Source organism: Streptomyces sp. NPDC059816 (assembly GCF_042732055.1).
GTDB lineage: Bacteria > Actinomycetota > Actinomycetes > Streptomycetales > Streptomycetaceae > Streptomyces.
The window spans coordinates 62596-87031 of record NZ_JBHWIQ010000032.1 but is presented as its reverse complement, the minus strand read 5'-3'; the positions used below and the strand labels follow the sequence as shown (position 1 = coordinate 87031).

Here is a 24436-nt window from a genome sequence, read left to right as displayed (position 1 = left end):
AGATCGAACCACGCGGCCCCATCGAGACCGAAGCAGCCCGCCGCCTCGCCGACGATCTCAAGAACGAGTGATCACCCGGTTACCCAACACTTTCTCAGTCGGCTAGCACCTTCTCTCCGGCCTCGACCGACTCGGCGAGACGGATGAACAGCTCGTCCACGCTCACCGCTCACCGTCCTCGACCGGACGGTGCCGGGTGCGGCGGGCCCGGCTGAGGATTGAATGCGTCTGCACCGAGGCGAACGCGGCCGTGTTCGACCTGGGCCGTCCCGGCGTTGAGGTAGCGCCGGACGAGTTTGCCGAGTCGAACAACGTCCGCTCTGCCGGGTGGAGCAGATGCTGCGTAATGAAGCTCCGGCCTGCGACTTTCCACAGCCCGCGCCCCTTGGTGAGCGCGGCCACTGCCTGGGTTTCGACACCGGTGAGACCGAGGAGGGTGGCGGCGGAGGCGAGCTGGTCAGCCTCCTGCCGGTAGATGATCCGCGTCGAACAGTCCGTGAGCAGTCCCTCGGCCAGGGCGCGCCCCCGGGAGCCGGCCTCGCCCGCGGTCAGCAGATCGGACAGCCGGTGGATCACCATGACGTTGGCGATACCCAGGCCCCGGGACAGCTTCCACTGGGACTGCATCCGCTCCAGCAGCGCGACGTGCCGCATCACCCGCCACGCTTCGTCGTAGATCACCCATCGCCGCCCGGCTGTCGGGTCGGAGATCGCCGCCTCCATCCACGCCGACGCGCAGGTCATGGCCAGGACGAGGCCGGTGTCGTCGCCGGTGCCGCCGAGCCGGGACAGGTCGATGGAGAGCATCGGCGCCGCCGGGTCGAATCGCACGGTGGAGGGCGCGTCGAACATCCCGCCGAGATCACCGTGGATCATCCGGCGCAGGGCGTGGGCGAGGTCCTCGGCTGCCCGCCCGAGCCGCCCCGACGATTCACCGGTTGCGGCGTCGAGGTGCTGGGGCGAGCCGAGTACGAAGGCGACATCGCCGAGCAGCGGTGTCGTTCCCGTCGCTTCCGTGTAGACGACGACTTGGTCGAGCGCGATGTCCAGGGCGGTGTGCTCCATCGGGTGCAGCTCCCGGCGCAGTACCGTCTTCGCCAGCGAACCGAGGAGGAGCAGGCGGCGCTTGCGGACCTCGGTCGTCCAGTCCTCGTCGGTGATCCCGTACGGCTTCTCCGGCGCGTCCAAAGGGTTCAACCGGCCGGGGAGGCCGGGCCCCAGTGCGATAGTCTGCCCGCCCAGCTCCCGGGCGACGACCGTCCACTCGCCCTTCGGGTCGCACGGAACATAGACCTTGTACCCGAAGGCCGTGGCCCGCAACGCCAGGCTCTTGGCGAGAGCGGACTTGCCCATGCCGATGATCCCTGCGAGCAGGATGTTCGGGTTGGTGAACCCCTCCAACCTCCCGTACAGGGCGAACGGGTCGTAACAGAAGCTGGCTTCCGCATGGACGTCCTGCCCGACGTAGATCCCATGGGCGCCGAGCCCGCCCTCGGCCAGGAACGGGTACGCGCCGGAGGCGACGGCGCTCGTCATCCGGTGTGCGGGCAGCCGGAGCTGTCCGCACCGGGCCGAGGCCGGACCGGGTCGGCCGGAGGCCGGATACGTGGGAAGCAGCTCGGGGTCCGGTCCGCTGGTGGCTCGGACTGTGTCGGGGCGGGCGGCGTGGCGGGCCTTGGCCTGCGCCGCGGTGAACTCGGCCTTCGCCCGACGGTTGGTCCGTCGGTCGGTGCGGTGGGGGGTGAACAGAGGGCTCGCAGAAGCCCGGGGACGTACTGACACAGGTGGGTACTCCGGTTGGTCAGAGGTGATCAGGGCCGGTGAAGGGACTCCGCAGCTCAGCAGGAGTGTGGGTGTGGCGGACGTGGACGGACATTCGCAGGTGACGCCCGCAAACCGGCACCCGGGGACGGCAACCGCCAGCGGTCAGCAGCCGGTCGGCGTCGGTGGCGGGGGTGCGGTGCCAGGCGGCATGGAGGTGTTCGGCCGCCTGCCACAGCCGCACCCGGGCCGCCTTCAGGACCTCGCCCCCGGCGCGGTCGATTGGGTTGGTGCGGGTGGTGTGGGCGTCGAGGAGGGCGTAGAGGGCGAGGCAGTGCTGGTGGAGAGCGTCTAGCTCCGGGCGGGTGGCGGCGAGCGGGCCGTCGGGGACGGTGATCGCCCGGTGGAAGTCCAGGGCCTCGGTGGCGAACGCCAGGTCGGTCGGCATCGGCTTCTCGGTCCCCGGGTCACGGGCGGGCGAGGGGCAGGGCGGCGTTGGTGAACGCCTCGGCCTGCTGCCAGGTCAGTGGACGCAGATCGACCAGCGCCGCCACGGCCGCCGTCTCGATCGCCGTGCAGGCGGAGTTGAGCTGGTCGGGGGTGTCCGCGGACACCGTGACGAGCCCGGTGAGGGCGACGTCGGCGTGGCCGGCGATCAGCTCGCGTTCGCGGTTCTTGATGTCCGCGTACTCGACGTTGTCTTCCTCGGAGTCGACCTGGCCCTTGCGCTGCCGCTCGGCCGCGTCCGCGATGACCGTCGCCTTCTTCCGCTGCACGTCCTTCAGCGCCGCGTCGAGTCCCTTCGGCGCGTAGGTCAGCGAGAGGGTGCGGCGGACACCGGAGGTGAACAGGAGCTGGTGCAGGAACCCCGCACCCGTCTCGATCCGGGGCCAGTTCTCGATCCAGAACGTGGCGTGGTGGGCCGAGTCGGTTTCGATCCGGTCCGCGTTCTCCACCAGTACGACGGGACCGGCGGCAGCGGGGTCGGCCTCCGGCCGGTCGCCCGGGGACCACTGGTCGAGGGCGGCGCCCGCCTTCGGGTCGTAGGCAGTACGGATCACGGCGGCGATCTCGCCCGCGTTCAGCCAGCCGCCCGGGGTGAGACCGGCGTTGCGGACGGACTGGTCGAACGTCGCGGTCAACTGGGTCAGCACGGAGAACGCTCCGGTCAGTCCGCCGCCGGCCTGGTTGATCAGACGCCGCGCCGCCTTCAAGTCGAGGGCGATGGCGACGTAGCTCTCGTGCGGGGCTGCAGCCGGACCGGCGGCGGTCAGCAGGTCGGTGTAGACCGGTCCGGCCAGATGGGTGCCCGGGTCGCCGTACTCGGACCAGTACCGCTGGAGCGCGTCACCGGAGTCCGGCACCGTCCGCTCCAGCACCTGCACCCGCGCGATGTGCCCGGTGCGGGACAGCGCGGCCAGGGTACGGCCCCACCCGGCGACGTTGTGGTTCTGCGCCGCCGGGTCGAGCAGCGCGAACGCCCGCGATGCGACCCGGATCACCGCGGTCAAGGTGCCCAGGTGAGGGTCGTGGACCGCGCCGATACGGTGGTCGGGGGAGGTGATCACTCGCAGGGAGGCGGCCGTGCCCGGGAGATGGAGTAGTCCCTCACGCCGGGGCCGGGCGGACGGCCGGGTCAGCCACACGAGCTGGCCCTTCGCCCGCCGGGTCGCGTAGCGGAGGGCGATCGGGGCCCAGTCGGCGAGAGAGCGCCCGCGGTACCGGACGAACACGACCGCGAGGATCACCGTCCACAGAGGGATGAGCTTCAGCGCGCCGGGGACGCCGGTCGACATGAGCACGGCGAGGAGGAGCAGGCCGGTCAGTGTGACGGCGACGAGCTGCGGCGCGGTCAGCCCGAGGAGCACGCCCCGACGGGAGCGATGGGGGAACTTCATCGTGGCCGGAGCGACGGAAGTCGTGGAATCAGGGTGCATGGAGGTGTCGTCCTTGAAGAAGAAGGGGTGCCCTGGGGGCGGACTGGAAGGTCCGCCCCCAGGGGTATGCCGGTCAGCCGGTCAGGACCGGGGGCTCGAGCCGCCCAGACCAGTGGGCGGATTCGGGTAGACCCACCGGGCCGAGGTCGTCCCGCCCTGCGGACTCAGCCCTTGTGCAGCCGGCGATCGGGACTGCGCGGGCTTGGCCGGAACCGTCTGGATTCCCGGGGGTGGACCCGTCGGCGCCCCTGCGGGCGCCGGGCCCGGTGTGGTCACCGAACCACCCGAGCTGTTTGGACCGGTCGTTCCCGGGCTGCCCGGAGCCGGTCCCGAGGCGGTCGGCGCGGCAACGGTACCGGATGGGCCGGGGGCGCTGCTCGCTTCGGTCTCCGACCCGGTGACCCCGGTGGAGCCTTCCGCCGACTGGCCGTCGGGCCGCTGGATGAGCGATCGGCCCTTGTCGCCGTCGGTACGGGGGCGGCGAATGAGAGGCTGGCCCTTGTCGCCGGTGGCGTTGGGGTCCTCGCCGAACCGGAAAGTGGTCTGTGGCGGCTCGTCCCCGGAGATCCCCTCCGTCGAAGTGTTACTGCCTCCGGCCGGGTTGATCCCGACGGCGACGCCCCCGGCGCCCTGGCCGGGGACCTTGGCCGGACCCTGCGGCGCGGGCGTCCCGGTCCCGGCCTGCATGGCGAGCTGCCCGGCGGTCTTCGCTGCCCTGGCCGCGACCGTGACCCCGGCGACGCCGGTGCGGTGCAGATCGTCCTGCCCGCCGCCCTCGGCCGCCCAGTGCACGAACTTGTACGTCGTGTACGGGCACAGCAGGACGAGGACCATGATCACGATTCCGGCCATGGCATCGGACAGGGCTCCGAGACCGTCGGCCGGGTCGGTCTTGCCCATGGCGGACACGCCGAGGAGGAACACGATCGTCATCAGCAGTTTGGAGACGATCAGGGAGCTGGTGGCCTCGATCCAGCCGCGCCGCCAGCGCCGGGCGACCTCCCAGCCACCGCCGGCCCCGGCGAACACCGCCAGGGTAACCAGGATCAGGATGCCGACCTTGCGGGCGACCATGACGGCCCAGTAGAGGAAGGCACCCATGGTGGCGCCGAGGGCGACGATCGCGGGGATGCCCCAGCCGAGCCCGTACATCGCCCCGTAGGAATTGACCTTGATGACACGGCGGATCGCATCATCGACCGAGGAGTTCGCCGCCTTGAACAACCCCGCGGACAGAGCGTCCACGATGGTCAGGGCGATGGTGGTGCAGGCGATGGCGGCGAATGCGAAGAAGACGCCTGCGACGGTGCCGGTGACGGCCTGGAACAGGGCCCGCTCGTCCCGCCGCCACGCGGCCCGTATGAGCTGCAGGCAGAACGTGCCGACAATCAGCACCAGTCCGATCGGCAGGAGGAGTTCGTAGTTCTCGCGGAACCAGTTCGCGTTGAGGTCGACGGCGGTGGTCTTGTCCACGGCCTGCGCGGCGAGATCGGCGGCGGCTTGGGCCATCTCGCCCATGGACTTGGCGATCCAGGCGCCGATGCCGTCCGTGATGGCCTGGCCGGTCGAACTCGCCACGCCGCCGACGGCGTCGCAGACGGTGTTCATCAGGGGCAGATCACATGCTGAAGGCATGGTTCACCTCCTTTCGGTTCATGGGGCGGTGGTGGGCAGGACGGCCGCGAGGCGGCAGTCGCGGTCGGGGCGGCACTGGACGGCGAGCGTCGAGGACCGGGGCTCGGCGCCGGTGCCCTTGTCGGAGCCGGTCCAGGTGATCGACTGACGGCCGGTGACCGTGACGGCGTAGATGTACGCGTCGGTGATCGCCCCCGGATCGGCGGCGAGTGCGGTCTTGAACGCCTGCGGGAAGTGGCCCTCGCCGACCGTCGCGGTGGCGTACTGGGCCTGGTCGCCCATCCGCGACCACAGCACCGGATCCGGCACCAGGTCGGCGACCGAGGCCCGGTCGGCGTACTTCTTCTCCGTCGTCATCCACTTCTTGAGCCCGGCGATGTGGTCGGGTTGGGAGAGGCGGCGGGTGTCGTACGACCACAGGACCTTGGCGGGTGCCTTGGCGAACTCCACTGGATCGGTGGTCTTCACAGGCGCCGCCACCTGGCCCCCTTTCGGGGCCTTGGCCGGTGCGGGAGCCGGTGGAGCCGACTGCCGGGTCTCCGGCACCGAGCCCTGCTCGGCGGTGGTGTGGGTGTCCTCGCGGGTGAGGAAGGCGACCAGACCGGCGACCCCGGTCAGCAGCACCAGCACCAGCACCACGATCAGGGACCGGTGCAGAACCGACGACCCCGGGCCCGGCACCAGGAAACCCCTCGGCGGCCGGGGGCTGCGATGGGAGGAACGCATCTTCTCGTGTGTGGGCATCAGTTGACCTGGGTGCCCATCGCGGAGAAGAAGCTGACAATACCGTTCGCCGCGCCCAGGAGCAGGGCGCATCCGGCGGCGACGACGGTGCCCTTCTTGCCGCTCGCCTCCGCCTGGTGGCCGCCGGAGTGGTGGCCCCAGGCCCACACCAGCGCGGACACCGCGAGCGCTCCGACCACCGCGATGATTCCGAACAAGTTGATGGAGCTGATGACGTCCTTCAGGACGTCCAGGCCCGGCAGACCGCCGTCCGCGGGCTCGATACCAGGGTTGAAGGCCAGGAACTGACCCGACTGGCTGATGTTCACCACAATGCTCCGGTTTTCAGGGCATAGGAATGCCCGGGAGGAAAGGAAAGGAGAGGAAGAAGGAGGAGGAGATGGACGCGAGGGCGTCAGACGATGCGGCGGACGGCGAGGATGTCAGGCCGCCACTCCGCGAGGGTGGCGATCTTGACGACGTCGCCAGTGCGCGGGGAATGCAGGATCAGGCCCGAGCCGATAGCGAGGCCGACGTGTTCCGGCACCTGGGCCGTGCCTCGGGTGAACAGCAGATCACCCGGCTCGATCGACCCAACGCCGACCGGCTTGCCCTCCTTGACCTGGGTGTACGTGGTCCGGGTCAGGGAGACACCACCGGCCTCGTAGGCCACCTGCATCAGGGACGAGCAGTCGCAACGCCCCATCGGGTCCTGCCCCCGGGGGTCCGAGCACGTCCCGCCCCACTGGTACGGGGTGCCCAGGGCGCCGAGGCCCCAGCGGATCGCCGTCTGCACCGACTTCGGCGCATCGGGCGGGATCTCGTACCCCTCCGGCAGCACCCCGGCCGGGATCGGCCCGAACTCCGACCCGTCACCACCAGGACCACAGCCACCGGGAGAGTCCGCGCCCGGCTCGCCGGTTCCGGCCTCACCCTTCGCATCGCCGGTGAGGGTGGGGGCGATGGCCTTCTGCAGCGCGGTGGCCAGCGGTTCCCACTTCGCGTACGCGTCCGGGAAGCCGCTCAACTGGACCGCCTGCGCGGCCTGGGTGACGGTCATCGACTCCCAGCCCGAGACCTTGAGCAGGCTCTCGTAGAAGCGGGTCGACGCGTACACCGGGGCCCGGACCTGCTCCGGGGTGCCCCAGCCCATGCTCGGACGCTGCTGGAACAGCCCCAGCGAATCCCGGTCGCCGTAGTCGAGATTCCGGAGGCCGGACTCCTGGAGCGCGGTGGCGAGCGCGACGATCTGCCCGCGGACGGGGACCTTCATTGCCACCCCGGTGGCTTGGATCGTCCGCGCGTGCGGAATCTGTTCCTCCGGGTCCGGGAGACCGGCGACGGAAACGCTGCCGCCGTCCCCACCGTTCAGGATCGACTCCACCTGCGCGGTGACCGCCCCGCTGTCTACACCCTGTGTGTCACAGGTGGCCTGCGCGTTGGTGGCGCCAACCAAGGCGACCGCGACCGGGGTGATCAGCAGCAGTGGGGCCAGTGCGACCCCGCCCGCGACGACCGCGACCTTCTTCACGAACGGCCCGCCGAACCGGGCGACGGGCGTATCTGGGCATGCCGCATGGACGGCTCCTTGCATGTAGGCCGCCCGGCCCCGGCGTTCTCGTCGAAAGGCCACCGGGAACGGGCAGGTCAAGAAGAAAGAGAAGAAGAGGGTGGGAAAGGGGTCCGGGAACGGCTAACTCCCGGACACCGGGCGCGTCGTTGAGAAGCGGCAGCACGCCGCCCTCGTAATCTCACCCGCCACACGGAACAAGCCCCCTCGGAACAGAGCCGCACCCCGGCCTTCTGGACGGGGCAGCACACAACAACACAGCTCAACCGGCCCCAGGCCAGAGCCTGGAGCGGCGAACACGAGGGGGACTGTAGGAGGGAAATCCGGCCGCACCAAACGACCCCAGAGCCCCGGATCACGTCGGTGGGTGCGGCCGGAAAAGGTGGCTACCGTTCGCGGGACCGCTCACCCATTGCCGGGTTTCCGAGCGGTCCCACGCCTGTTGCCCGCCCTTCGCGGCCGGACGTGCAGCCGTCTTTCCGAAAGGGAGAAGCCCGTGCCGTACACCCTGTACCGAGGCGACGCACTCACCGTCCTCAAGACCCTGCCCGACGAGTCCGTCGACGCCGTCATCACCGACCCGCCCTACAACTCCGGCGGTCGGACATCCTCTGAACGCACCGCGCGTACGGCCCGTGCGAAGTACACCAGCGGGGACGCCGGCCACGACCTGGCGAACTTCCCCGGCGAGAACCGCGACCAGCGCTCGTACCGGGCGTGGCTGACCGACCTGCTGACCGAGTCCTACCGGGCGGCCCGCGAGCACGCCGTCGTGATGGTGTTCACTGACTGGCGCCAAGAGCCCACGACCTCGGACGCGCTCCAGATGGCGGGCTGGACCTGGTCCGGCACCATCCCCTGGATCAAGCCCGCCTCCCGCCCGCGCAAGGGCGGGTCTAAGCAGGACTCGGAGTTCATCCTCTGGGGCGTCAAGGGCACCCTCGACAGGGCCCGCGACCTCTACCTCCCCGGCCACTACGTCGCCTCCCAGCCCCGCAAGGGTCGGGTCCACATCACCCAGAAGCCGGTCGAGGTGATGCGCCAGCTGGTCCAGGTCGCCCGCCCCGGCGGCACCGTCCTCGACCCCTTCGCCGGCTCCGGCTCCACGGGGGTCGCCGCACTGAAGGAAGGCCGGAGCTTCATCGGGATCGAGCTGTCCGACCACTACGCCGAAGTCGCCGAGCAGCGTCTGCGCGAGGCCATCCTCACTCGGGACGACGTCGACCTCGCCGGGCCGGAGCAGTGAGAAGACCCGCGCCCCAAAGCATGGGTGGAAACGAGAACAGGGCGGTTTCGGCACCCAGGATCACCAGGTGCCGAACCCGCCTTCGAACGCTCTCCGGGCTCAGCCCGCCTCGACGCTCCGCCGGATCAGGTCACCGGCCCGCTCCAGATCGGCGTGCGATCTGATCCGCACCTCAAGGGCCCCCGTGCCGTGAAACCCCAAGCCGCGGACGTCCCGGGTGAAGCCCTCGACCAGCTCCACCGAGTCCGGGTCCACCTTCAGCACCACCACCAGCGTCCGCTTCCGGGGCTGCACCTTCACCGAGGCCACGTTCTTGATCCGCCGGTACGCGATGTACTGCTGCAGCGTCTCCCGCTGCACCGAGCCCGACTCCATCAGCACCGCGTCCAGATCGGCGAACAGGCCCTTCAGCTCCTGCGGCGAGGCGTCCAGGTACTGCTGCACCGTCTTGCTCCCACCGGAGGTCGGTGCCTCATCCGCAGGCCCGGCCGCACCGGGGGCGGTACGGGGGCGGGGAACCGCGGGAGCGATCGGCGTACCGGTGAACGAGGCCACCAGCCTCAGCGTGACCACGTCCTCGAACATCCGGTACGCCACCAGGTCGATCCTGTGCCGGATCATCTCCAGCGCCACCACCGTGTGGGGCGTGAAGTCCCCCGCCACGCACACGATCCGCGGACGGCTCCAGTCCACCGACCCCGCCGCCTCCGCACCCAGCCGCTCCCGCGCCAAGCCCTCGAACTCGGCATGACTGTCGTTCAGCCACGCCAGATACGACAGCGCCTGCGTCACCACCTCTTTGTCCCGGGTCCGCTTGTACTCCACGATCACCGGTGCCCCGGTCTCGTCCAGCCCCAGCGAATCGATCCGCCCCCGGTGCCGCCCCGTCTCGTACTCCGACGCCAGGAACCGAATCCCCAGCATCGCCTCCATGTTCCCCTCGACCAGCGACTGCAGCTCCCGCTCCAATGCCACCGACGACCCCGCCATCTCCACCGCACGCCCGCCACCCACACGGAACGCCTTCAGATCACCCACACGAACCCCCCAGCCCATCGGCAGATCGACTGGGCAGAGAATCACCCCGGACCAGCGAATATTCCGCCGATGCGCAATCGTGATCAGGGTGCGGGTGTGGCGTCCGGGCCCGGTGACGCTGGGTCGATGCCGACTTCGCCTGTCGTCCAAGGCTCCCAGGTGGACCGTCCACCGCCCAGTGCGAGGAGGACCCCTCCGTCCACGATGCGTCAACCCGGTCGAGCGTTCCTCACCCGCAGGAGGGATCGCCGACGAGGAGAATCCGACATACGGTCCCGCTCACCCGTCAACTCAGGTGGAGTACCTGCCGCGGTGCCCGCTGCCGGTTCTCAGGAGGTTCCCCGTGCACAAGCGTGCTCTCGCCGCCCTGGCCACCGCCGCCGGTCTGCTGCTGGCCATGGCCGCACCCGCCCAGGCCGCCCCTTCACCCGGCACGTACACCGTGACGGCGACGCATTCGGGCAAGTGCCTGGATCTGTGGAACTCGTCCGCGGAGAACGGGACGGCCCTGGTGCAGAACACCTGCGACGGCCGGCCCTCCCAGCGGTTCACCCTTCGCGAGTACAGCAACGCCCCTGGTACGTATGCCATCCGCACGTTCGCCGGGAAGTGCCTGGCACGTGGGATGTACGCCTCGACGACGGAGCCCGTCCAGCAGCGGGGCTGCGTCTACGACCTGAGCCAGGCGTTCAAGATCGGCGCGCACCATCCGTGGTCGGGTGAGGTGATCTTCTCGCTCAACTGGTCCGGGGAGCGCAACTTCTGCTTCCACGTCGACCAGGCCGCCACCGACAACGGCACCGCGGTGATCACCCACGCTTGCAACCCCCAGGGAACCGGCGTGCGGAACGACACCTTCACCTTCCAGCCCTCCTGAGAAGGCACCTCGCTACGGGCGAGACGAACCGGATACGACACCATGCCACGACGGGCACGGTAACGCCGACCGCCGCTTCCCCGCGCCTGTCGTGGCTAAGGAGCGTGAACTCCACGGATGGAGGTCCGCCCCCGGGCGGTGATGGTCTCAGTGTGACGCACAGGAGTGGCAGGTGTTCTCCATGACGTGTTCTCATCATCCACTTGTTCGACACACGGGACGGAGTGCGGGATTCCGGCAGGGAGGGGTCCTGGGCAGATACGGAAGAACTGGCCGGATGGTCACACCGGACACCGCCGACGGATGAACGCGACCGTATGCGCGTTCGGGGCCGTACCGGCACGGTGCCGGTGATCCGGACATTCTCGTCTTGCGGTCTGTGAGCTGGCGGTTTACCGCTGTCAGACTCGCCCATGGGCCGCGGGCACGAGGTTCCGCGGCGCTTGGGGAGGGGATGGCTCATGGCGTTCATGCGGTACAAGACGACGGGCTTCGCGTGGGCGATGGCGTACCCGGGAGAAGAGTGGAAGGCGCTGTTCCGCCGGGGGGAGGAGGCCGCTCTGGTCAACGGGCAGTCGCTGGTCTCCTCGGGGCCGCTGACCACGGTGGTGACCCACTTCCAGGGGGTGCCGGAGGCGTACCGGAAGTCGAGCGAGGCGGTGGTGATGACACCGCTGGATCGCGGGTCGTGGGCGACCCTGTTCGTCCGGGGCAGCAGCATCCTGTTCTACAACTGGGACCGGGGGCAGCTCAGTGAGGGCCGGTGGGACGCCTTCTACAACTGGGGCACCGCGCTGCCCGAGTTCTTCCGTTCCCAGGTCGACGCACTGCTGCAGGCGCCGAACGCGGCGGACGGGAACTGGCAGACGTACTTCTTCAAAGGTTCGCGGGTGCTGACCCTGCACTGGACCGGCGGAGTGGTGCGCAACGCGCTGATCACCGAGGGGCCGGACGCGTCGGGCTGCGCCGGCTGGGCCCGGCTGCCGGAGGGCTTCCGCGCCGATCTCGACCAGGTGATCGCCTACAAGCCGGCCACCGACGGGACCCGGCAGAGCCTGCTGGTCAAGGACGGCCAGGGGCTCTTACTGAACTGGCGGACCGGACCGGTCGGCTCCGCCGCGAAGTTGCACGAACTCGGGATACCTGGCCTGGCCGCGCTGCCCGAGCCGTACCGGACCCCCTACCGGACGGTGACGGGCACCTGGAAGAAGGACACGGGCACCGGCCAGCGCGCGGAGTTGCGCGTGGACCTGGAGGGCAGCAGGGCCCTGTGCATGGTCAGCGGCGACGTCTTCAACCCGGACGGCTCCTTGGCCAGCTCCTTCCGCAGCACCGACGCCCTGACCGTCGAACAGCACGGCGACCAGTACACCCTGACCCAGACCGGTCTGGCCTGGGCCGGCAGCGTCGCCCAGACCACCCTCACCCTCACCGTCCCCCGGGTCCCCGCCACCGCCACGCCCACCGCCGCCGCCCTCGCCCTCACCAAGCCCGACGGCACCGTCCCGATCCGGTTCGCCTGCGCGCAGACCAGCACGGCGCTGCGGACGGTGGAGCTGGAGACCGACGTGATCGAGGGGGTGGAGGTCTTCCAGAGCTACGACACCACCCTGGCGCCGGTGCCGCCCGGCTACCGCAACCGGGTGCTGAGCGTCGCCTCCGCCTACGCTGAGGCGGGCATCGAGATCCGGGCCGCCGGCACCGCCAACACCATCGCCGACAGCTCCGGCACGGACCTCCTGTGGTCACCGTCCGAGCTGTACGCGGCGATGGAGGCGAACTACAGCCTCCGCGGCACCGGCCCCCAGTGGAAACTCTGGGCCTTCATCGCCTCCTACACCTACATGAACGCCTTCGGGATCATGTTCGACACCCGCAGCTCTGGCCGTCAGGGCCTGGCCATCCTCTACAAGTCCCTGCGCGACTACCAGGCGCTGGGCACCGCCGACGAACTCTTCACCTACGTCCACGAGATCGGCCACGCCTTCAACCTCTCCCACTCCTGGCGCAAGCACATGAACAATCCCCCCTCCGCCTTGGGCCCCAACCAGGGCTACGGCGAACTGTCCTGGATGAACTACTCCTGGGGATACGACGACGGAGCGGGCCGACAGGGCGCCGGGCACTTCTGGCAGGACTTCCCCTTCCACTTCTCCACGGACGAACTGCGCCACTTGCGGCACGGCCACTACTGGCACGTCGTGCCGGGAGGTTCCGGCTTCCAGACCAACGGCGCGCTCCTGCCCGACGAGGCTCTCGCCACGGCACAGACACCTCTGCGGGACGACGGCTCCGGGCTGGTGCTGACCCTCGGCGGAAAGCAGGTGTTCGGCTACGGCGAGCCGGTCACCGCCGAGCTGAAGCTCGCCCTCACCGGCGCACGCGACGCGGTGACCGCCGCCCGGCACATCGGGCCGGGCGGTGAGCGGACCGTCGTCCTGGTCACGGACCCCCGAGGCCGCACCACCCCGTTCCGCCCCATGGTCCGAACCTGCCACGGCCACGGCGCCGCCGAGCAGACCCTCACCCTCACCCCCGCCCAGCCCGCGGTGTACGAGACGGTCTACCTCGGCTACGGCGCCGACGGCCTCACCTTCGGCGACCCCGGCCTCTCCCGGGTCACCGCCGTCCACACCGCCCTCGACGGCACCCGTCTCGTCTCCCCGACCCGCACCCTCCGGGTCCGCCTCCCCCTCGACCGCACCGACCAGGAAGCCGGCGAACTCCTCCTCGGCGACGAACAGGGCGCCCTCCTCACCCTCCTCGGCTCCGACACCCCCACCCTCACCGCCGGCAACGACGCCCTCCGGGAACTCATCGAACGCCACGGCGACCACCCGCTCGCCGCCCACGCCCGCCTCGCCCACGGCGCCAACGCCGGACGCCACTTCCAGACCATCACCGACGGCCGCCTCACCGTCCGCCAGCCCGACATCGCCACCGCCGTCGCCGAACTCACCGACGCCATCGACACCTCCCGCACCAACGAGGCGACCGGCCTGGACAACCTCACCCTCAACGCGGCCATGCGCCGCCTCGCGGGCGTCCACGCCAAAGCCGGCGACCTCGACCGAGCCGAAGCCGTCCTGACCGACCTCACCGCCCACTTCCACCACCGGGGCGTCCCCGCCCACGTCCAGCAGCACATCCAGCAACAGGCCGACGAAACGCGTGCCGCCATCACCGAACCGACCGACGACCAGCCCTGACACCGCCCACCCGTACGGGACCGGGGAACCGCACGGGACCCTGGCCCCGCACCCCTCACACCCACACCGAACCAGCACCAACGCCAGCGGGAGAACCCACGATGTACGTGCAGCCCGAAGACGTCTCCCACGCCCTACTCATCGCCGTTCTCAACCACCACGGCGGCTCCCTGACCATCCCCGCCGAAGCATTGGAGAACAACGACGGCACCGCCACCATCAACGGCATACCCCACGTCGTGCCCATGGAGCCCCTGCCCGACGGCACCATGAGCCTCGTCACCGTCCTCAAACCCACCCGCCCATAGGCACCAAGCAGCCGTCCGGGCCCCACGAATGCCGGGGACAAGGGCCAGTCATCCGCACAGCCCATGCGCCGCAGGTATGCTCCACCGCGCGTGGGCTGTGCTCTTCGGTCTCATACCAACGGCGGGCGGTCTGCCGCTCCACTCCAGTCGGCGGGAACGGTTCTACGCCACGTGCAGCCGCCGAAAGCCGCGGCTCGGGGCTTGCCAGGAAACGAGTCCGGAAACTCCGGGTGTCCGGTCCGCGAGCCTCCTGCCGGGGCAATCGGAACCGGTTGCGGGCGATCATTTCCGGTCTTCCCCGCCGAACCGCCGGGTCGGACTGGTGGAACGAAAGCAATACCCCGGCAGCATTGACATGTTCTGGTGGCGCCCCTTGAACGGCCCAGTCCGCTTCCTTCGGGGGGGGGATCTGCCGCAGAGCAGCGAGTGAAACCGTCTGAGCCGCAGCTAGGGCATGGGGCTACTGGTGCTGCGCTATCCCTCCTCTATCCGCAATGAACAGTCGAACCAAATCGCGGTGAGACCCCATCCTTGGAGCATCGGCCGAACGGGCGTTGCCGATTGGCTGGGGTGACAAAGAACGGGATCTTGGTAGGCAGATGGCTGCGCAGTTCATGGATGTGAAGCAGACGGCCGAGTACCTCAACATGTCGGTTACGTGGGTGTACAAGGAGGCTCCTAGGGTGGGCCTGACTCCTTACAAGTTCGGCCGGGGGCGAAATGCAAAGATCCAGTTCCGGAGTTCGGAGGTCCAGGCGTGGATCAAGCAGCAGAAGATCGGCTAAGGGGAACGTGACCAAGGTCGAGGGGCATCGGTGACTTGAGGCGCCTCCGTTCGCTGAACGGAGGCGCCCCGGCTCTCTCAGACCGCGAGGCCGAGGTTGAGAATCTCGGCGGCCTTGCTGATGGACCCGGGCAGGAGGTGGCGGTACACCTTGAAGGTGATGTCCACGCTCTTGTGGCCCATCCACTCGGCGACATCGGTGATCGGGATGCCGTGGGCGAGGCAGTTCGAGGCGAAGAAGTGGCGGAGGCCGTAGAGGGTCATGCCGTCGGGAACATCGTTCTCCGCGGAGTCCCTGATGCGCCGCCACTGGTTGTCGAGGCAGTAGTAGGGGAACGGCTGGTCGGGCTTGCTCGGGTGGCGCAGCAGATATCCGTTGACGCTTCCGTACTTGTCGGCGTACCACTCGATGGTTTCCCGTACCAGGGAGGGGAGCGGAACGTCGCGGTACTCGCCGGCCTTGCGGTGCTTGAGTCGGGCGTACTGTCGTGTCGTCTGGTTGACTTGCTCGGTGATGCGATAGACGTCGTTCGCCACCAGATTGTTGAGGTTGACGGCAGCGGCTTCGCCGTTGCGCAGACCGCAGCCGCTCATGAGATCCGCGATGAGTCGGAACGCGTCGTCCCCGGAAGTGCGTATCCCGTGCAGCTGAGCAGGGGAAGGGATGACAGCCCGCTTTGGATCGTATTGGGGTGGCTTGACGCCGTCGAGGGGATTCTCGTCGTAGAGGCCGAGCCTGTGGGCGTCGAGCAGGATGGACTTCAGCTTGTCGTAGGCGTTGGCCTGGGTAGCCAGGCCGGTTCCGTTGCGCTCCATGGTGCGGATGAACCCGTCCACCACCTTGTGGTCGAAGGTGCCCATGCGCCGACTACTCAGGGCGGGGAGGAGGTGGTGCTCCAAGAGCGAGTCGAGGTGCCGGAGGGAGGACTGCGCGAGGTCCCGTTGGCTCTCCCGCCACTCGGTCGCGTACTCGCCGAACGCCATGGAACCGTACTTGTGGATGCGCTCCGCCTTGGTCTGTCCCCGGGCGGCTTCCTTCTTCGCCTTGTAGACCTTCGTCAAACGGTCGATCGCCCCGTCCTGGGTGGTGAACCCGGACTCCTCGACCTGTCGGCCCGTCGCACTGCGATACCTGATGGTGTACGTGTGGGCGCATCGGGACCAGCCGCCCTTGGGGTGCTCGCACTCCTTGAAGAAACTGCCCATGCCGTGGGCCAGTGCCTTGGTGGCCATGGCCTGGTACCTCCCGCGTACGGTGCTGACCTCTTGCTGACCGCACATTGTCCGGGAAGGGTTTGACCTGCGCGAAGACGGATTCTTCGTGGTATGTGGTGGAACTTCGTCGGACGAAGCAACGAGGAGATCGTCCAGGCGCGTTCGGACTGGATGGACGGCGCCCGCTTCGGCGAGGTGCAGGGGTACGACGGTGCGCCACTGCCTGCCCCCCAACTACCGCCGGGGCAGCTGAAGAAGCGGGGACGGACGGGCTGACCTGGCGTTTCGGGGGGCGATGCATCCGGCTTCCTCGTGCGGCTGCACCGCCCTGACGGAGGGAGCCGCACGGGGCGGACGCCCCCTTCGACGGGGCTCGCTCAGGCTGTCATCAGTCCTAGCTCTGACCCAAGGCTGGCTACCCCATCGCTGCGCGGGCCGTGTCGAGAAACGCCGACCGGTTGCCCTCCAGGTAGTCCCGTACGCTCTCGCCGTCGGGCAAGCCTTCCCACACGGCTCGGTTGAGGTCGAGGAAGTGCGCATGTGCGGCGTCACACACGGGTGTGAGGAACTGGATACGGATGAGCCGGTCCGCGACCCAGAAGCGGTACATCACGTCGCGGGCCGTGAGGTACCAGGCGTCGGTGTCCTCCCACTCGGAAGGTCTGGTGTATGCGGTGCGTTCCGCTTCTGCCGACACCTCGACGAACCGCTCCAGCAGCGCCAGCCGTTCCGCGCGCCGAGCCTCCGACAGGGCGCTCTGCTGCCGTTGCAGTTCAGCGCGCTCCGCAGAGAGTTGAGTCCTGTGCTGGACGAGGTAGGACAGCATGCCTCCGAGGGCAACACCGCCCAACGATATGAGTGACACCCAGACTTGACCTGACATGGCGGTCATCGTGCCATGCTGTCGATCTTCGAGAACATCTTGATTCGTGGCTGGTGTGATCACGACCACCTCGGGGCAGATGCTCGCGCTCCGGCCCCGCAAGCGGTTCGCCGAGGCCGCCGTGGCAACACCATCACGATCGCCGACGGCGGCTACCTACTCTCGCACCCCCGCTGACGGCGGTCGGCGTCGCGGGGGCGTCTCGAACCCGGGGCCCGAAAACCGGGCGGAGGACAGCTGGGCATCCGCCATGCCGCGCATGTGGACCAGGAGCGAGTCGGCGAAGCGCATCGCGTCACGGCGGACACGCTCGTCGTCCGTCACGCACTCCAGCTCACGGGGAAGTTTGCCGTGAGCGGTCACGGCGTGCCGCATGGCGACGGTCACGGCCTCGTCGTTGAAGGCGTCAGCGGCCTCCTGCAACGAGCAGCCGCGTTCCTTCCACAGGATCAGGACCCCGTTGTAGGGGTCTGAGGTCGACAGTTCACGGGGGAAGCCGATCAGATCGTTGGAGAACCCCGTATGGTCGACGACGGCCAGCCGCAGCTGGTTCCAGGCCGGCAGTCTGCGTACCGTCTCGGGTACGTCGATGTCGAGTCCGTACTCACCGAGATCGACGCTGACGGCAGTAGCGGACGAATGGCGCCGGTGATCGGGGTACTGCGCGAGCGTGAGTTCCGACCCGGTGTGCTTCACCACGCATTCCCTGTAGTTGGCGACGAAGTTGTCCTCCCACGACTGCCAGTACCTCTTCACCCATCCCGGTGAGCGCCCCGCCTCCATTCGGGTCAGGACATCGGCCAATGCCTCGGCCTGTCGGCTCTTCGGCTGCCCTCCGTTGATCACCTCGACATGCGGGTCGACCACCTGTCCGCACCGTCGGAAGTCCCCCGACGCGGCGCCCTCGCTCAGCTCCAGGTCGATCCAGTACGCGTACGCGAACAGACAGGCGGCGGTGATCAGCCGCTCAGGACTGGCCCAGGGATGGGCGAGCGCTTTCGTGTACGCCAGCCGCCCTCCCCCACTTCCCACGCCTTGGCGTCGGTGAACAGCTCGTAGGAGTCGACCCACTCCCGCATCGCGTCATAAGCCTGTCGGTAGGACGGATTGGGCTCGTGCGGCGGCATCGGCAGATAGAGCTCGGGCATGACCAGCCCGCGCAACTCGTCGGAGTCGTTCACGGTCTTCCTTCCGGCGGCGTCTTCGGTGAGCGCGGCCGCGGCGTCCACGGCGGGACGGTGCCGGTGCTCCCGCTCCTGCTGATTCCGCTGCCGGCCATGCACATGCCCCCTGGATCAGGCACTGGGCAGGGGAAAGCCCTGCTTCCGCCGAGGTCGGAATCACCGCCAACCAGCTCACACCCGGATACGCCGATGGTCCGTTTCGGGTCGAACTGCGTCCGGATGCAGTTCAGTTCACCACTGTCAGCCCGGGTTCGAAAGAGACTGACCGCCGCCGATGTGGTGCGCACGCTGCCACCTTGTGCGCTTGTGAGCGCCCAGGGCTTCCCGGGCCCCGCCACGTGCCGGTGCCGAGGCCGCCGCCCTCGTTCAGCTCCAGCGCGCCCCGCTCACAGGTGGGCGTCCAGGAACTCACCGAGTGCGGCCCCCGTCATCGGACCGCTCCCGGCCGCAGTCGGCTCGCCCCGGTCGATCAGCACGAAGAAGGGCGCGCCGGTGACGCCGTACCGCCGTACCGGGCCGGGGCACCTCGCGATGTCGGCCCGGACGACGATCAGCCGCCCCTGGTAGGCGTCGGCCACCTCCCGCACCAGGGGCTCCATTTCCTTGCACGCCGCCACGGCCTTGGGCCACACACCGTGGAAGTAAGCGAGCACCGGGACGTCCGCCCTCGCCAGGATGAACGCGAACTCGGCGTCCTCCTGGGGTTGATGGACCCTGGCTGCCATCGGCCCTCCTTGACGTGCACTCGACGGGAGGCAGCGGGTCAGCCTCCCGGTGTCTGCTGACCGCGGCGACGCGCACCGCCCGTCAGCGGGCCTTGCGCACACGACCGGCCCTGCGGGCCTCTGCCAACATGCGCGCCTCCGCGGCCTTCCGGGATTCCTTCGGCGGGCGGCCGGCGTGGACGCCCAGGCCCCGGAACGCCGCGTTGCCGGCCTTTGCCTTGTCCTGCACCGGCGGGCGCTTCGCGCCGGTGATGGTGGTCAGCCTCTCCTCGCCGGAGCGGACCTGGGTGACCGTGGGCCGGATGCCGGCATCCGACATCATCCGGTTCACGTCCCGGCGCTGGCCGGGCGTGACCAGGGTGACCACCCTGCCGGACTCGCCGGCACGCGCGGTGCGCCCGCCGCGGTGGAGGTAGTCCTTGGGTTCGGAGGGCGGATCGACGTTGACGACGAGGTCCAGGTGCTCGATGTGGATGCCACGGGCGGCGACGTTGGTGGCCACCAGCACGGTGATCGCGCCCTCCTTGAACTGGGCCAGCGTGTGCGTTCGCTGCGGCTGCGACTTCCCGCTGTGCAGGGCACCCGCTTTGATGCCGCTGCTCCGCAGATGGCGGGTGAACTGGTCCACGGCGTGCTTGGTGTCCAGGAACATCAGCACCCGTCCGTCCCGGGCCGCGATCTCGGTGGCTGTCGCGTACTTGTCAGTGGGATGGACGTTCAGCACGTGGTGCTCCATCGTCGCGACCGAACCCTCCGCCCGGTCGACCGTGGCGAGCACCGGTTCGCTCAGATAGTGCCTGACCAGTTGGTCGACGTTGCGGTCGAGCGTCGCGGAGAACAGCATCCGCTGCCCGCCGGGGGGAACCTGGTCCAGGGTCTGCGAGACCTGCGGTAGGAAGCCCAGGTCGCACATCTGGTCCGCCTCGTCCAGCACCGCGATCCGTACCCGGTCCAGGTGGCAGTCCCGCCGGGCGACGAGATCGGCCAGCCGTCCCGGCGTTGCCACCACGACCTCGGCACCCGCCCGGAGCGCCGCCGCCTGTCGGTTGATCGCCAGCCCGCCGACCACGGTCACCGACCGTAGTCCGAGCGCTTCCGCATAGGGCGCCAGCGCCTCGCTCACCTGCTGCGCGAGTTCCCGCGTCGGCACCAGGACCAGGGCGAGAGGGCGCTTCGGTTCGGCTCGACGGCCCGCCGTACGGGCGAGGAGCGCCAGCCCGAAGGCGAGGGTCTTCCCCGATCCGGTCCGCGCGCGGCCCAGGACGTCCCGGCCGGCCAGCGCGCTGGGCAGGATGGCCGCCTGGATCGGGAACGGATCCCGTACCCCGAGCTCCGCCAGCACCCTCATCAGCTCGACCGGCAGTTCCAGCTCCGCGAAGGACACGGCCGGCGGAAGGCCGGGGGCCGACGTCCCCGGCACTGAGAGCTCGCCCCGCGGGGCCCTCTCCTGGTCAGACCGGCCTGGTCCGGAGCGGCCGGAGGACGGCTGCTTCGCCTTCATGGGGTCCTTCCTCATTTCGGTGCCCTGAACGGGCCGGGGCCCGTGCCTTGTCCGGCACGGGCCCCTGCTGTCTGCGAGCGTGGCTCCGACTTTACCAGCGCCGGACTCACGGCCCGTGTCCCGGAACGCGGGTGGGGTTCCGAGGCTCTGGACAGGGCCGGCCGCCCTTCCCGCCGGAAGGAGCCGCAGCACGGGCTTGGTGTCGTGCGGCGCCGACGGCTCCGGCAACGGACGACCGTGAAGCCCTGGTCTTGGGCCGGACGGGTGACCAGGGTGGTCTTGCCGACACCGTCGCCGCCCTCGACGACGAGGGTACGGCGACCGGACACCACGCAACGGCCCGCGCCGATCTCCTCGAGACCGGCGTTGACGGCGTGCAGATGCACGGACGGGACCTTGTCGCCCGCGATGACGACCACGACCTCAGCACCTCGCATGAGGCTCAGTGCCGCGTCCCGGTTCGTGGTCTCTGAGCAGGTGAAGGGGTCGGAGAACGGAGCCGGGACCCCGGTTTTCCCTCCGGGCCGGCGCCAGTGCACCTCGTCGATGGTCACGTACCGCACGTCCGCATCGGGCCGTGCGGTCCGCAGTGCCGACCAGGCCGTACGCACGTACGTCGAGGTCGCGGGCTCCTCGGCGGAGTGTGCTCCGGAACCGGCCGGGCGTTCGGCAAACCACTCTTTCGGGGGGCGCTCAGGGAGCAGCGCGGGAACGTTTTCGGGCGTTTGGGAGAGGGGCGGCAGTCAGAAGTGCGCTCCGTGTGACGGGGGTGCCGCACGAAGGGGGAAGGCTGTGCGACGGGCTTGGTGGAGCCGTCCGGCAAACCCGGTGCGGGCGGTTTGGCGAGGAGCCGTCAGCGTCGCTTTTCGTACGTCTCCCACTGTGCTCTGATCCTCCATCGGTGCCGGCTCCACCGGGGCCGTGCCCGTGGTCCGGACGTCCGGACGCACCCCCAGCAGCGCCGAAACAAGGGGAAGAACTATGACCACGCCTCCGTCCACTCCGCTCCGGGTCGCCCTGGTCAACGGCGGCTTCGAAGAGCCGGTCCTCAACGCCACCTTCGAGATCCTGCCGGACTCGACCCAGTCGCAGGCCAGGAAGGTCCCCGGCTGGATCACCACTTCGACCGACCATCTGATCGAGCTCTGGCGCTCCGGCCACGACGGCGTCCCGTCGGCCGTGGGCTCCCAGTTCGCCGAGCTGAACGCCCATCAGGTCTCCACGCTCTACCAGGACCTGCCGACCACCCCCGGCACCAGGCTCTACTGGAAGCTGTACCACCGGGGGCGGGCGGGCACGGATGTCATGGCGCTCGATATCGGCGCGCCGGGGGCCGTGGTCCAGCAGCGGACCTTCAGCGACGGGAACACCGCGTGGGGCTTCTACACGGGGACCTACACCGTTCCGGCGGGCCAGACGCTGACCCGGTTCGCCTTCCGCTCCGTCTCCTCCGTCGGGGGTGCGACGGCCGGGAACTTCCTGGACGGGGTCTTCTTCGGGACCGCCCCGGTCGTGGTCCTCGAAAAGACCGTCTCCCCGGCGGGGCCGGTGGAGGTCGGCAGCGTCCTCACCTATCGCGTCAAGGCGACGAACACCGGCGGCGACGCGGCCGAGGCCCTCGTCCTGACCGACGCCGTCCCCGCCGGCGCCACCTTCGTGCCCGGATCGTTGCGCATCGTCGAAGGCACCAACAGCGGGGCGAAGACCGACCAGAGCGGCGACGACCAGGCGAACTTCGACGCCACAAACAACAAGGTGGTCTTCCGTCTCGGCACCGGCGCCTCCGCGACGCAGGGCGGCGCGCTGGCCAACACCGCTGTCCTGCCCGCGGGGACCACGGTGGAGTACAAGGTCACCGTGAACACCGCGAGCGGCGGCGGGCGGATCACCAACACGGCCTCGGCCACCTATGAGAACCGTCTCGCGGCGACCCCCGAACAACTGACCGCCACCTCCAACCAGACGTCCGTCGGAGTCCGCCCGGCCGCCGACCTGACCGTGACCAAGGCCGCCGACGTGACCACCGTCACCGTCGGGCAGACCGTGACCTACCGGATCACCGTCCGCAACACCGGCCCCAACCCGGCGACCGGCGTCACCGTCACCGACCAGCTCCCCGCCTCCCTCGTCTTCCTCTCGGCCGAATCCTCGACCGGGGCCCACGACCCGGCGACCGGTCAATGGGCCGTCGGCGCCCTCGCCCACGGCGCCACCGCCACCCTGACCCTGCGGGCCAAGGCCACCACCCCCGGCCGGGTCACCAACACCGCCACCGTGACCGGCAGCGAGAGCGACCCCGACCAGGCGGACAACGCCGACAGCGTCATCGTGTGCGTCACCGCCGCGCCCGTCTGTGCCGCGCAGGCATAGGCAGCCAGGGCCTCACCTCCTGACGGGGCGGCCCCCGGTGCCGGGCCGCCCACCACGTCCCGAGGCCCGCCCGCTCACCCCCGCGGCCCGTCAGAGACGGTGCGACCGTACTCCGCCCGTCGCCCAGTGCCAGTTGACGACCGGACCCCACGCCTTGGCCCACTCCTTCTTCAGCGCGGTGCGCTGTTTCGTGTGGATCCGGAGGGCCTGTGCCACCACCGGACCGAGTTCGGTCAGGTCGTCGGGGATCGGTATGCGCAGCATCAGGTGCTGGGTCCGGTGGGCCAGGACGAGTGTGCCGTCCGGTGAGACCTCCATCGGCGTGAACCGGGTCAGCGCCTTGAACTGCTGCTCCTCGGTGGCGAGTCTGGCCCGCAGCGAGCCGTCCGCCGTCCACGCGTACAGGCCGTACCGGTTGAGGTGGAACGCGTGGCCCCGGTGCGGGTCCGCGACCAGGTTGAAGCAGTGCCCGGTGAAGGGGCTGTCCTTCCACGGCTCCATTCCGCCGAGGCCGCCGGTCACCCGGCCGTCGGTGTCGACGAGTAGGAACGCGTGCGGCTGGCCGCGGCTGCCGCCCCGGTAGGTGCGGGCGAAGACCGGCACGACGAACAGCTCGGCGCCGATCGGCGCGGGCCTGCCCAGCCGCGACTGGCCCCAGACGTACGGGTCCCCCGCGTCCCGCCGCAGATGGTCGACGAGCGAGTGCGGCCGGTTGCCGAGCCCGACCGGTGCGCCGGCGTAGGTCACATGGGGGCGCAGGTCGTTCTCCGCGGTCTGGTGCGCCGGACTGCCGTCGAGGGAGACCAGGGCGCGCACCTCGGGCTTGTGGCCCGCGACCGGGACGCTTTCGGCGAGACCGACGATGTTGGGGAGGCTGTTGCCGTACCGGTGGGTCCCGTACTCCGTGGCCACACAGAGCAGCCGGCCCGAGGGCATGACGCTCATGGAGGTGACGAACGGGTCGCCCGGCAGCGGTTCCTCGTCGTACGGCCGGTTCGGCATGGACCAGGCGGCCAGGACCGTGTCCAGCTCGGGTGTCAGCACATGGGTGCGGTCCGGTTCGCCGCACAGCGCCACCTTGCCGTCGGGCAGGACGCACAGGCTCATGTCCAGGGACCACTTCACGGCCGACGGTGTCCCGTCGGGGTGGTCGTGGCAACAGAGCGCCGTGTTCAGCGCGGTGCCGTCGGGCGCGAACCGGGTGAGGATCCCGTACCTGAGCTGCTCCTCGGCGGGGCTCGCGGCGACTTCCCGGAAGCCCGGCCCGGCCCGCCACAGTGTGTACAGGGCGTAGAACTCGCCCGTGGGAGCGGTCCGGACGTCCTGCGCCTCGACGCACCATCCGCTGGTGTACGGGGCGGCGAGGTCGATCCGGTGTTCGTCGACGAGCGCGGCGGGCAGGGGCAGCGGCAGTGTCTGGACCATGCCCCGCATTGTTCACCGCCGCACTGACACCGGCCGGTCGGTGTC

Annotated in this window: 21 protein-coding genes and 1 pseudogene; 7 read left to right on the top strand and 15 right to left on the bottom strand. The window is 69.6% G+C overall.

Annotated features, from left to right (window positions below):
- Positions 1-162: 162 nt before the first annotated feature.
- The 7 genes from ACFV88_RS31480 to ACFV88_RS31450 all read right to left on the bottom strand — a co-directional run bounded on the left by ACFV88_RS31480 (position 163) and on the right by ACFV88_RS31450 (position 7587).
- A complete protein-coding gene (locus ACFV88_RS31480; protein ID WP_385495489.1) occupies positions 163-1782 on the bottom strand; it encodes an ATP-binding protein in 1620 nt (539 codons plus the stop codon).
- 19 nt (positions 1783-1801) lie between these two features.
- Positions 1802-2209, bottom strand: a complete 408-nt coding sequence (locus ACFV88_RS31475) for a DUF6238 family protein (RefSeq protein ID WP_385495488.1) — start codon at positions 2207-2209, stop codon at positions 1802-1804.
- Between the two features lie 19 nt (positions 2210-2228).
- Positions 2229-3698, bottom strand: coding sequence for an SCO6880 family protein (locus ACFV88_RS31470; protein WP_385495487.1), 1470 nt, complete (start codon positions 3696-3698; stop codon positions 2229-2231).
- Positions 3699-3779: 81 nt separating this feature from the next.
- On the bottom strand, positions 3780-5306 hold the full coding sequence (locus tag ACFV88_RS31465) for an ATP-binding protein (protein ID WP_385495493.1): 1527 nt from the start codon (positions 5304-5306) through the stop codon (positions 3780-3782).
- Positions 5307-5351: 45 nt separating this feature from the next.
- Positions 5352-6077: a hypothetical protein gene (locus tag ACFV88_RS31460; protein WP_385495486.1), complete on the bottom strand. Its 726-nt coding sequence runs from the start codon at positions 6075-6077 to the stop codon at positions 5352-5354.
- Complete coding sequence (locus ACFV88_RS31455) at positions 6077-6385, bottom strand: DUF6112 family protein (RefSeq protein ID WP_385495485.1); 309 nt, start codon at positions 6383-6385, stop codon at positions 6077-6079. Before ACFV88_RS31455 ends, ACFV88_RS31460 begins: the two co-directional genes overlap by 1 nt.
- Positions 6386-6471: 86 nt before the next feature.
- Positions 6472-7587 carry a C40 family peptidase gene (locus tag ACFV88_RS31450; RefSeq protein ID WP_385495492.1) on the bottom strand — a complete coding sequence of 372 codons (1116 nt, stop codon included), beginning with the start codon at positions 7585-7587 and terminating at the stop codon, positions 6472-6474.
- Between the two features lie 535 nt (positions 7588-8122).
- Here ACFV88_RS31450 and ACFV88_RS31445 point away from each other — a divergent pair.
- Positions 8123-8872 (top strand): DNA-methyltransferase, encoded by a 750-nt coding sequence (locus tag ACFV88_RS31445; RefSeq protein ID WP_385495484.1) that lies wholly within the window; start codon positions 8123-8125, stop codon positions 8870-8872.
- 99 nt (positions 8873-8971) lie between these two features.
- Here the strand turns inward: ACFV88_RS31445 and ACFV88_RS31440 are convergent, their stop codons facing one another.
- Complete coding sequence (locus ACFV88_RS31440; RefSeq protein WP_385495483.1) at positions 8972-9910, bottom strand: transporter; 939 nt, start codon at positions 9908-9910, stop codon at positions 8972-8974.
- Between the two features lie 343 nt (positions 9911-10253).
- Here ACFV88_RS31440 and ACFV88_RS31435 point away from each other — a divergent pair, with 343 nt between their 5' ends.
- The 4 genes from ACFV88_RS31435 to ACFV88_RS31420 all read left to right on the top strand — a co-directional run bounded on the left by ACFV88_RS31435 (position 10254) and on the right by ACFV88_RS31420 (position 15089).
- A complete protein-coding gene (locus tag ACFV88_RS31435; RefSeq protein WP_385495482.1) occupies positions 10254-10787 on the top strand; it encodes an RICIN domain-containing protein in 534 nt (177 codons plus the stop codon).
- 461 nt (positions 10788-11248) lie between these two features.
- Positions 11249-13996, top strand: a complete 2748-nt coding sequence (locus ACFV88_RS31430) for a hypothetical protein (protein WP_385495481.1) — start codon at positions 11249-11251, stop codon at positions 13994-13996.
- A gap of 101 nt (positions 13997-14097) precedes the next feature.
- Positions 14098-14304, top strand: a complete 207-nt coding sequence (locus ACFV88_RS31425; protein WP_385495480.1) for a pRL2-19 — start codon at positions 14098-14100, stop codon at positions 14302-14304.
- A gap of 599 nt (positions 14305-14903) precedes the next feature.
- Positions 14904-15089 (top strand): helix-turn-helix domain-containing protein, encoded by a 186-nt coding sequence (locus ACFV88_RS31420; RefSeq protein ID WP_385495479.1) that lies wholly within the window; start codon positions 14904-14906, stop codon positions 15087-15089.
- A 77-nt stretch (positions 15090-15166) separates the two neighbouring features.
- On the opposite strand, the gene ACFV88_RS31415 is transcribed toward ACFV88_RS31420, so the two are convergent.
- On the bottom strand, positions 15167-16321 hold the full coding sequence (locus ACFV88_RS31415) for a tyrosine-type recombinase/integrase (protein ID WP_385495478.1): 1155 nt from the start codon (positions 16319-16321) through the stop codon (positions 15167-15169).
- 93 nt (positions 16322-16414) lie between these two features.
- Here ACFV88_RS31415 and ACFV88_RS31410 point away from each other — a divergent pair.
- Positions 16415-16579: pseudogene (locus ACFV88_RS31410) on the top strand (pirin family protein); the annotation flags it as partial.
- 139 nt (positions 16580-16718) lie between these two features.
- Here the strand turns inward: ACFV88_RS31410 and ACFV88_RS31405 are convergent.
- The 5 genes from ACFV88_RS31405 to ACFV88_RS31385 form a co-directional block, all read right to left on the bottom strand.
- Positions 16719-17195 carry a hypothetical protein gene (locus ACFV88_RS31405; protein ID WP_385495477.1) on the bottom strand — a complete coding sequence of 159 codons (477 nt, stop codon included), beginning with the start codon at positions 17193-17195 and terminating at the stop codon, positions 16719-16721.
- A 147-nt stretch (positions 17196-17342) separates the two neighbouring features.
- Positions 17343-18218, bottom strand: a complete 876-nt coding sequence (locus ACFV88_RS31400; protein WP_385495476.1) for a terpene synthase family protein — start codon at positions 18216-18218, stop codon at positions 17343-17345.
- Positions 18146-18415, bottom strand: a complete 270-nt coding sequence (locus ACFV88_RS31395) for a hypothetical protein (protein ID WP_385495475.1) — start codon at positions 18413-18415, stop codon at positions 18146-18148. The genes ACFV88_RS31400 and ACFV88_RS31395 overlap by 73 nt, the downstream gene beginning before the upstream one ends.
- Positions 18416-18756: 341 nt before the next feature.
- Complete coding sequence (locus tag ACFV88_RS31390; RefSeq protein ID WP_385495474.1) at positions 18757-19095, bottom strand: thioredoxin family protein; 339 nt, start codon at positions 19093-19095, stop codon at positions 18757-18759.
- Positions 19096-19177: 82 nt separating this feature from the next.
- Positions 19178-20596 carry a DEAD/DEAH box helicase gene (locus tag ACFV88_RS31385; protein WP_385495472.1) on the bottom strand — a complete coding sequence of 473 codons (1419 nt, stop codon included), beginning with the start codon at positions 20594-20596 and terminating at the stop codon, positions 19178-19180.
- 981 nt (positions 20597-21577) lie between these two features.
- On the opposite strand from ACFV88_RS31385, the gene ACFV88_RS31380 reads away from it, so the two are divergent.
- Positions 21578-22966 (top strand): isopeptide-forming domain-containing fimbrial protein, encoded by a 1389-nt coding sequence (locus tag ACFV88_RS31380; protein WP_385495471.1) that lies wholly within the window; start codon positions 21578-21580, stop codon positions 22964-22966.
- A 90-nt stretch (positions 22967-23056) separates the two neighbouring features.
- Here the strand turns inward: ACFV88_RS31380 and ACFV88_RS31375 are convergent, their stop codons facing one another.
- A complete protein-coding gene (locus ACFV88_RS31375) occupies positions 23057-24391 on the bottom strand; it encodes a hypothetical protein (protein ID WP_385495470.1) in 1335 nt (444 codons plus the stop codon).
- Between the last annotated feature and the right edge of the window lie 45 nt (positions 24392-24436).

Excerpts from the sequence above, each read along its gene's own strand:
- ACFV88_RS31475 (WP_385495488.1), bottom strand. The coding sequence starts at position 2,209 with ATGCCGACCGACCTGGCGTTCGCCACCGAGGCCCTGGACTTCCACCGG.
- ACFV88_RS31470 (WP_385495487.1), bottom strand. The coding sequence starts at position 3,698 with ATGCACCCTGATTCCACGACTTCCGTCGCTCCGGCCACGATGAAGTTC.
- ACFV88_RS31465 (WP_385495493.1), bottom strand. The coding sequence starts at position 5,306 with ATGAACACCGTCTGCGACGCCGTCGGCGGCGTGGCGAGTTCGACCGGC.
- ACFV88_RS31460 (WP_385495486.1), bottom strand. The coding sequence starts at position 6,077 with ATGCCCACACACGAGAAGATGCGTTCCTCCCATCGCAGCCCCCGGCCG.
- ACFV88_RS31430 (WP_385495481.1), top strand. The coding sequence starts at position 11,249 with ATGGCGTTCATGCGGTACAAGACGACGGGCTTCGCGTGGGCGATGGCG.
- ACFV88_RS31425 (WP_385495480.1), top strand. The coding sequence starts at position 14,098 with ATGTACGTGCAGCCCGAAGACGTCTCCCACGCCCTACTCATCGCCGTT.
- ACFV88_RS31420 (WP_385495479.1), top strand. The coding sequence starts at position 14,904 with ATGGCTGCGCAGTTCATGGATGTGAAGCAGACGGCCGAGTACCTCAAC.
- ACFV88_RS31415 (WP_385495478.1), bottom strand. The coding sequence starts at position 16,321 with ATGGCCACCAAGGCACTGGCCCACGGCATGGGCAGTTTCTTCAAGGAG.
- ACFV88_RS31405 (WP_385495477.1), bottom strand. The coding sequence starts at position 17,195 with ATGACCGCCATGTCAGGTCAAGTCTGGGTGTCACTCATATCGTTGGGC.
- ACFV88_RS31390 (WP_385495474.1), bottom strand. The coding sequence starts at position 19,095 with ATGGCAGCCAGGGTCCATCAACCCCAGGAGGACGCCGAGTTCGCGTTC.
- ACFV88_RS31385 (WP_385495472.1), bottom strand. The coding sequence starts at position 20,596 with ATGAAGGCGAAGCAGCCGTCCTCCGGCCGCTCCGGACCAGGCCGGTCT.
- ACFV88_RS31380 (WP_385495471.1), top strand. The coding sequence starts at position 21,578 with ATGACCACGCCTCCGTCCACTCCGCTCCGGGTCGCCCTGGTCAACGGC.
- ACFV88_RS31375 (WP_385495470.1), bottom strand. The coding sequence starts at position 24,391 with ATGGTCCAGACACTGCCGCTGCCCCTGCCCGCCGCGCTCGTCGACGAA.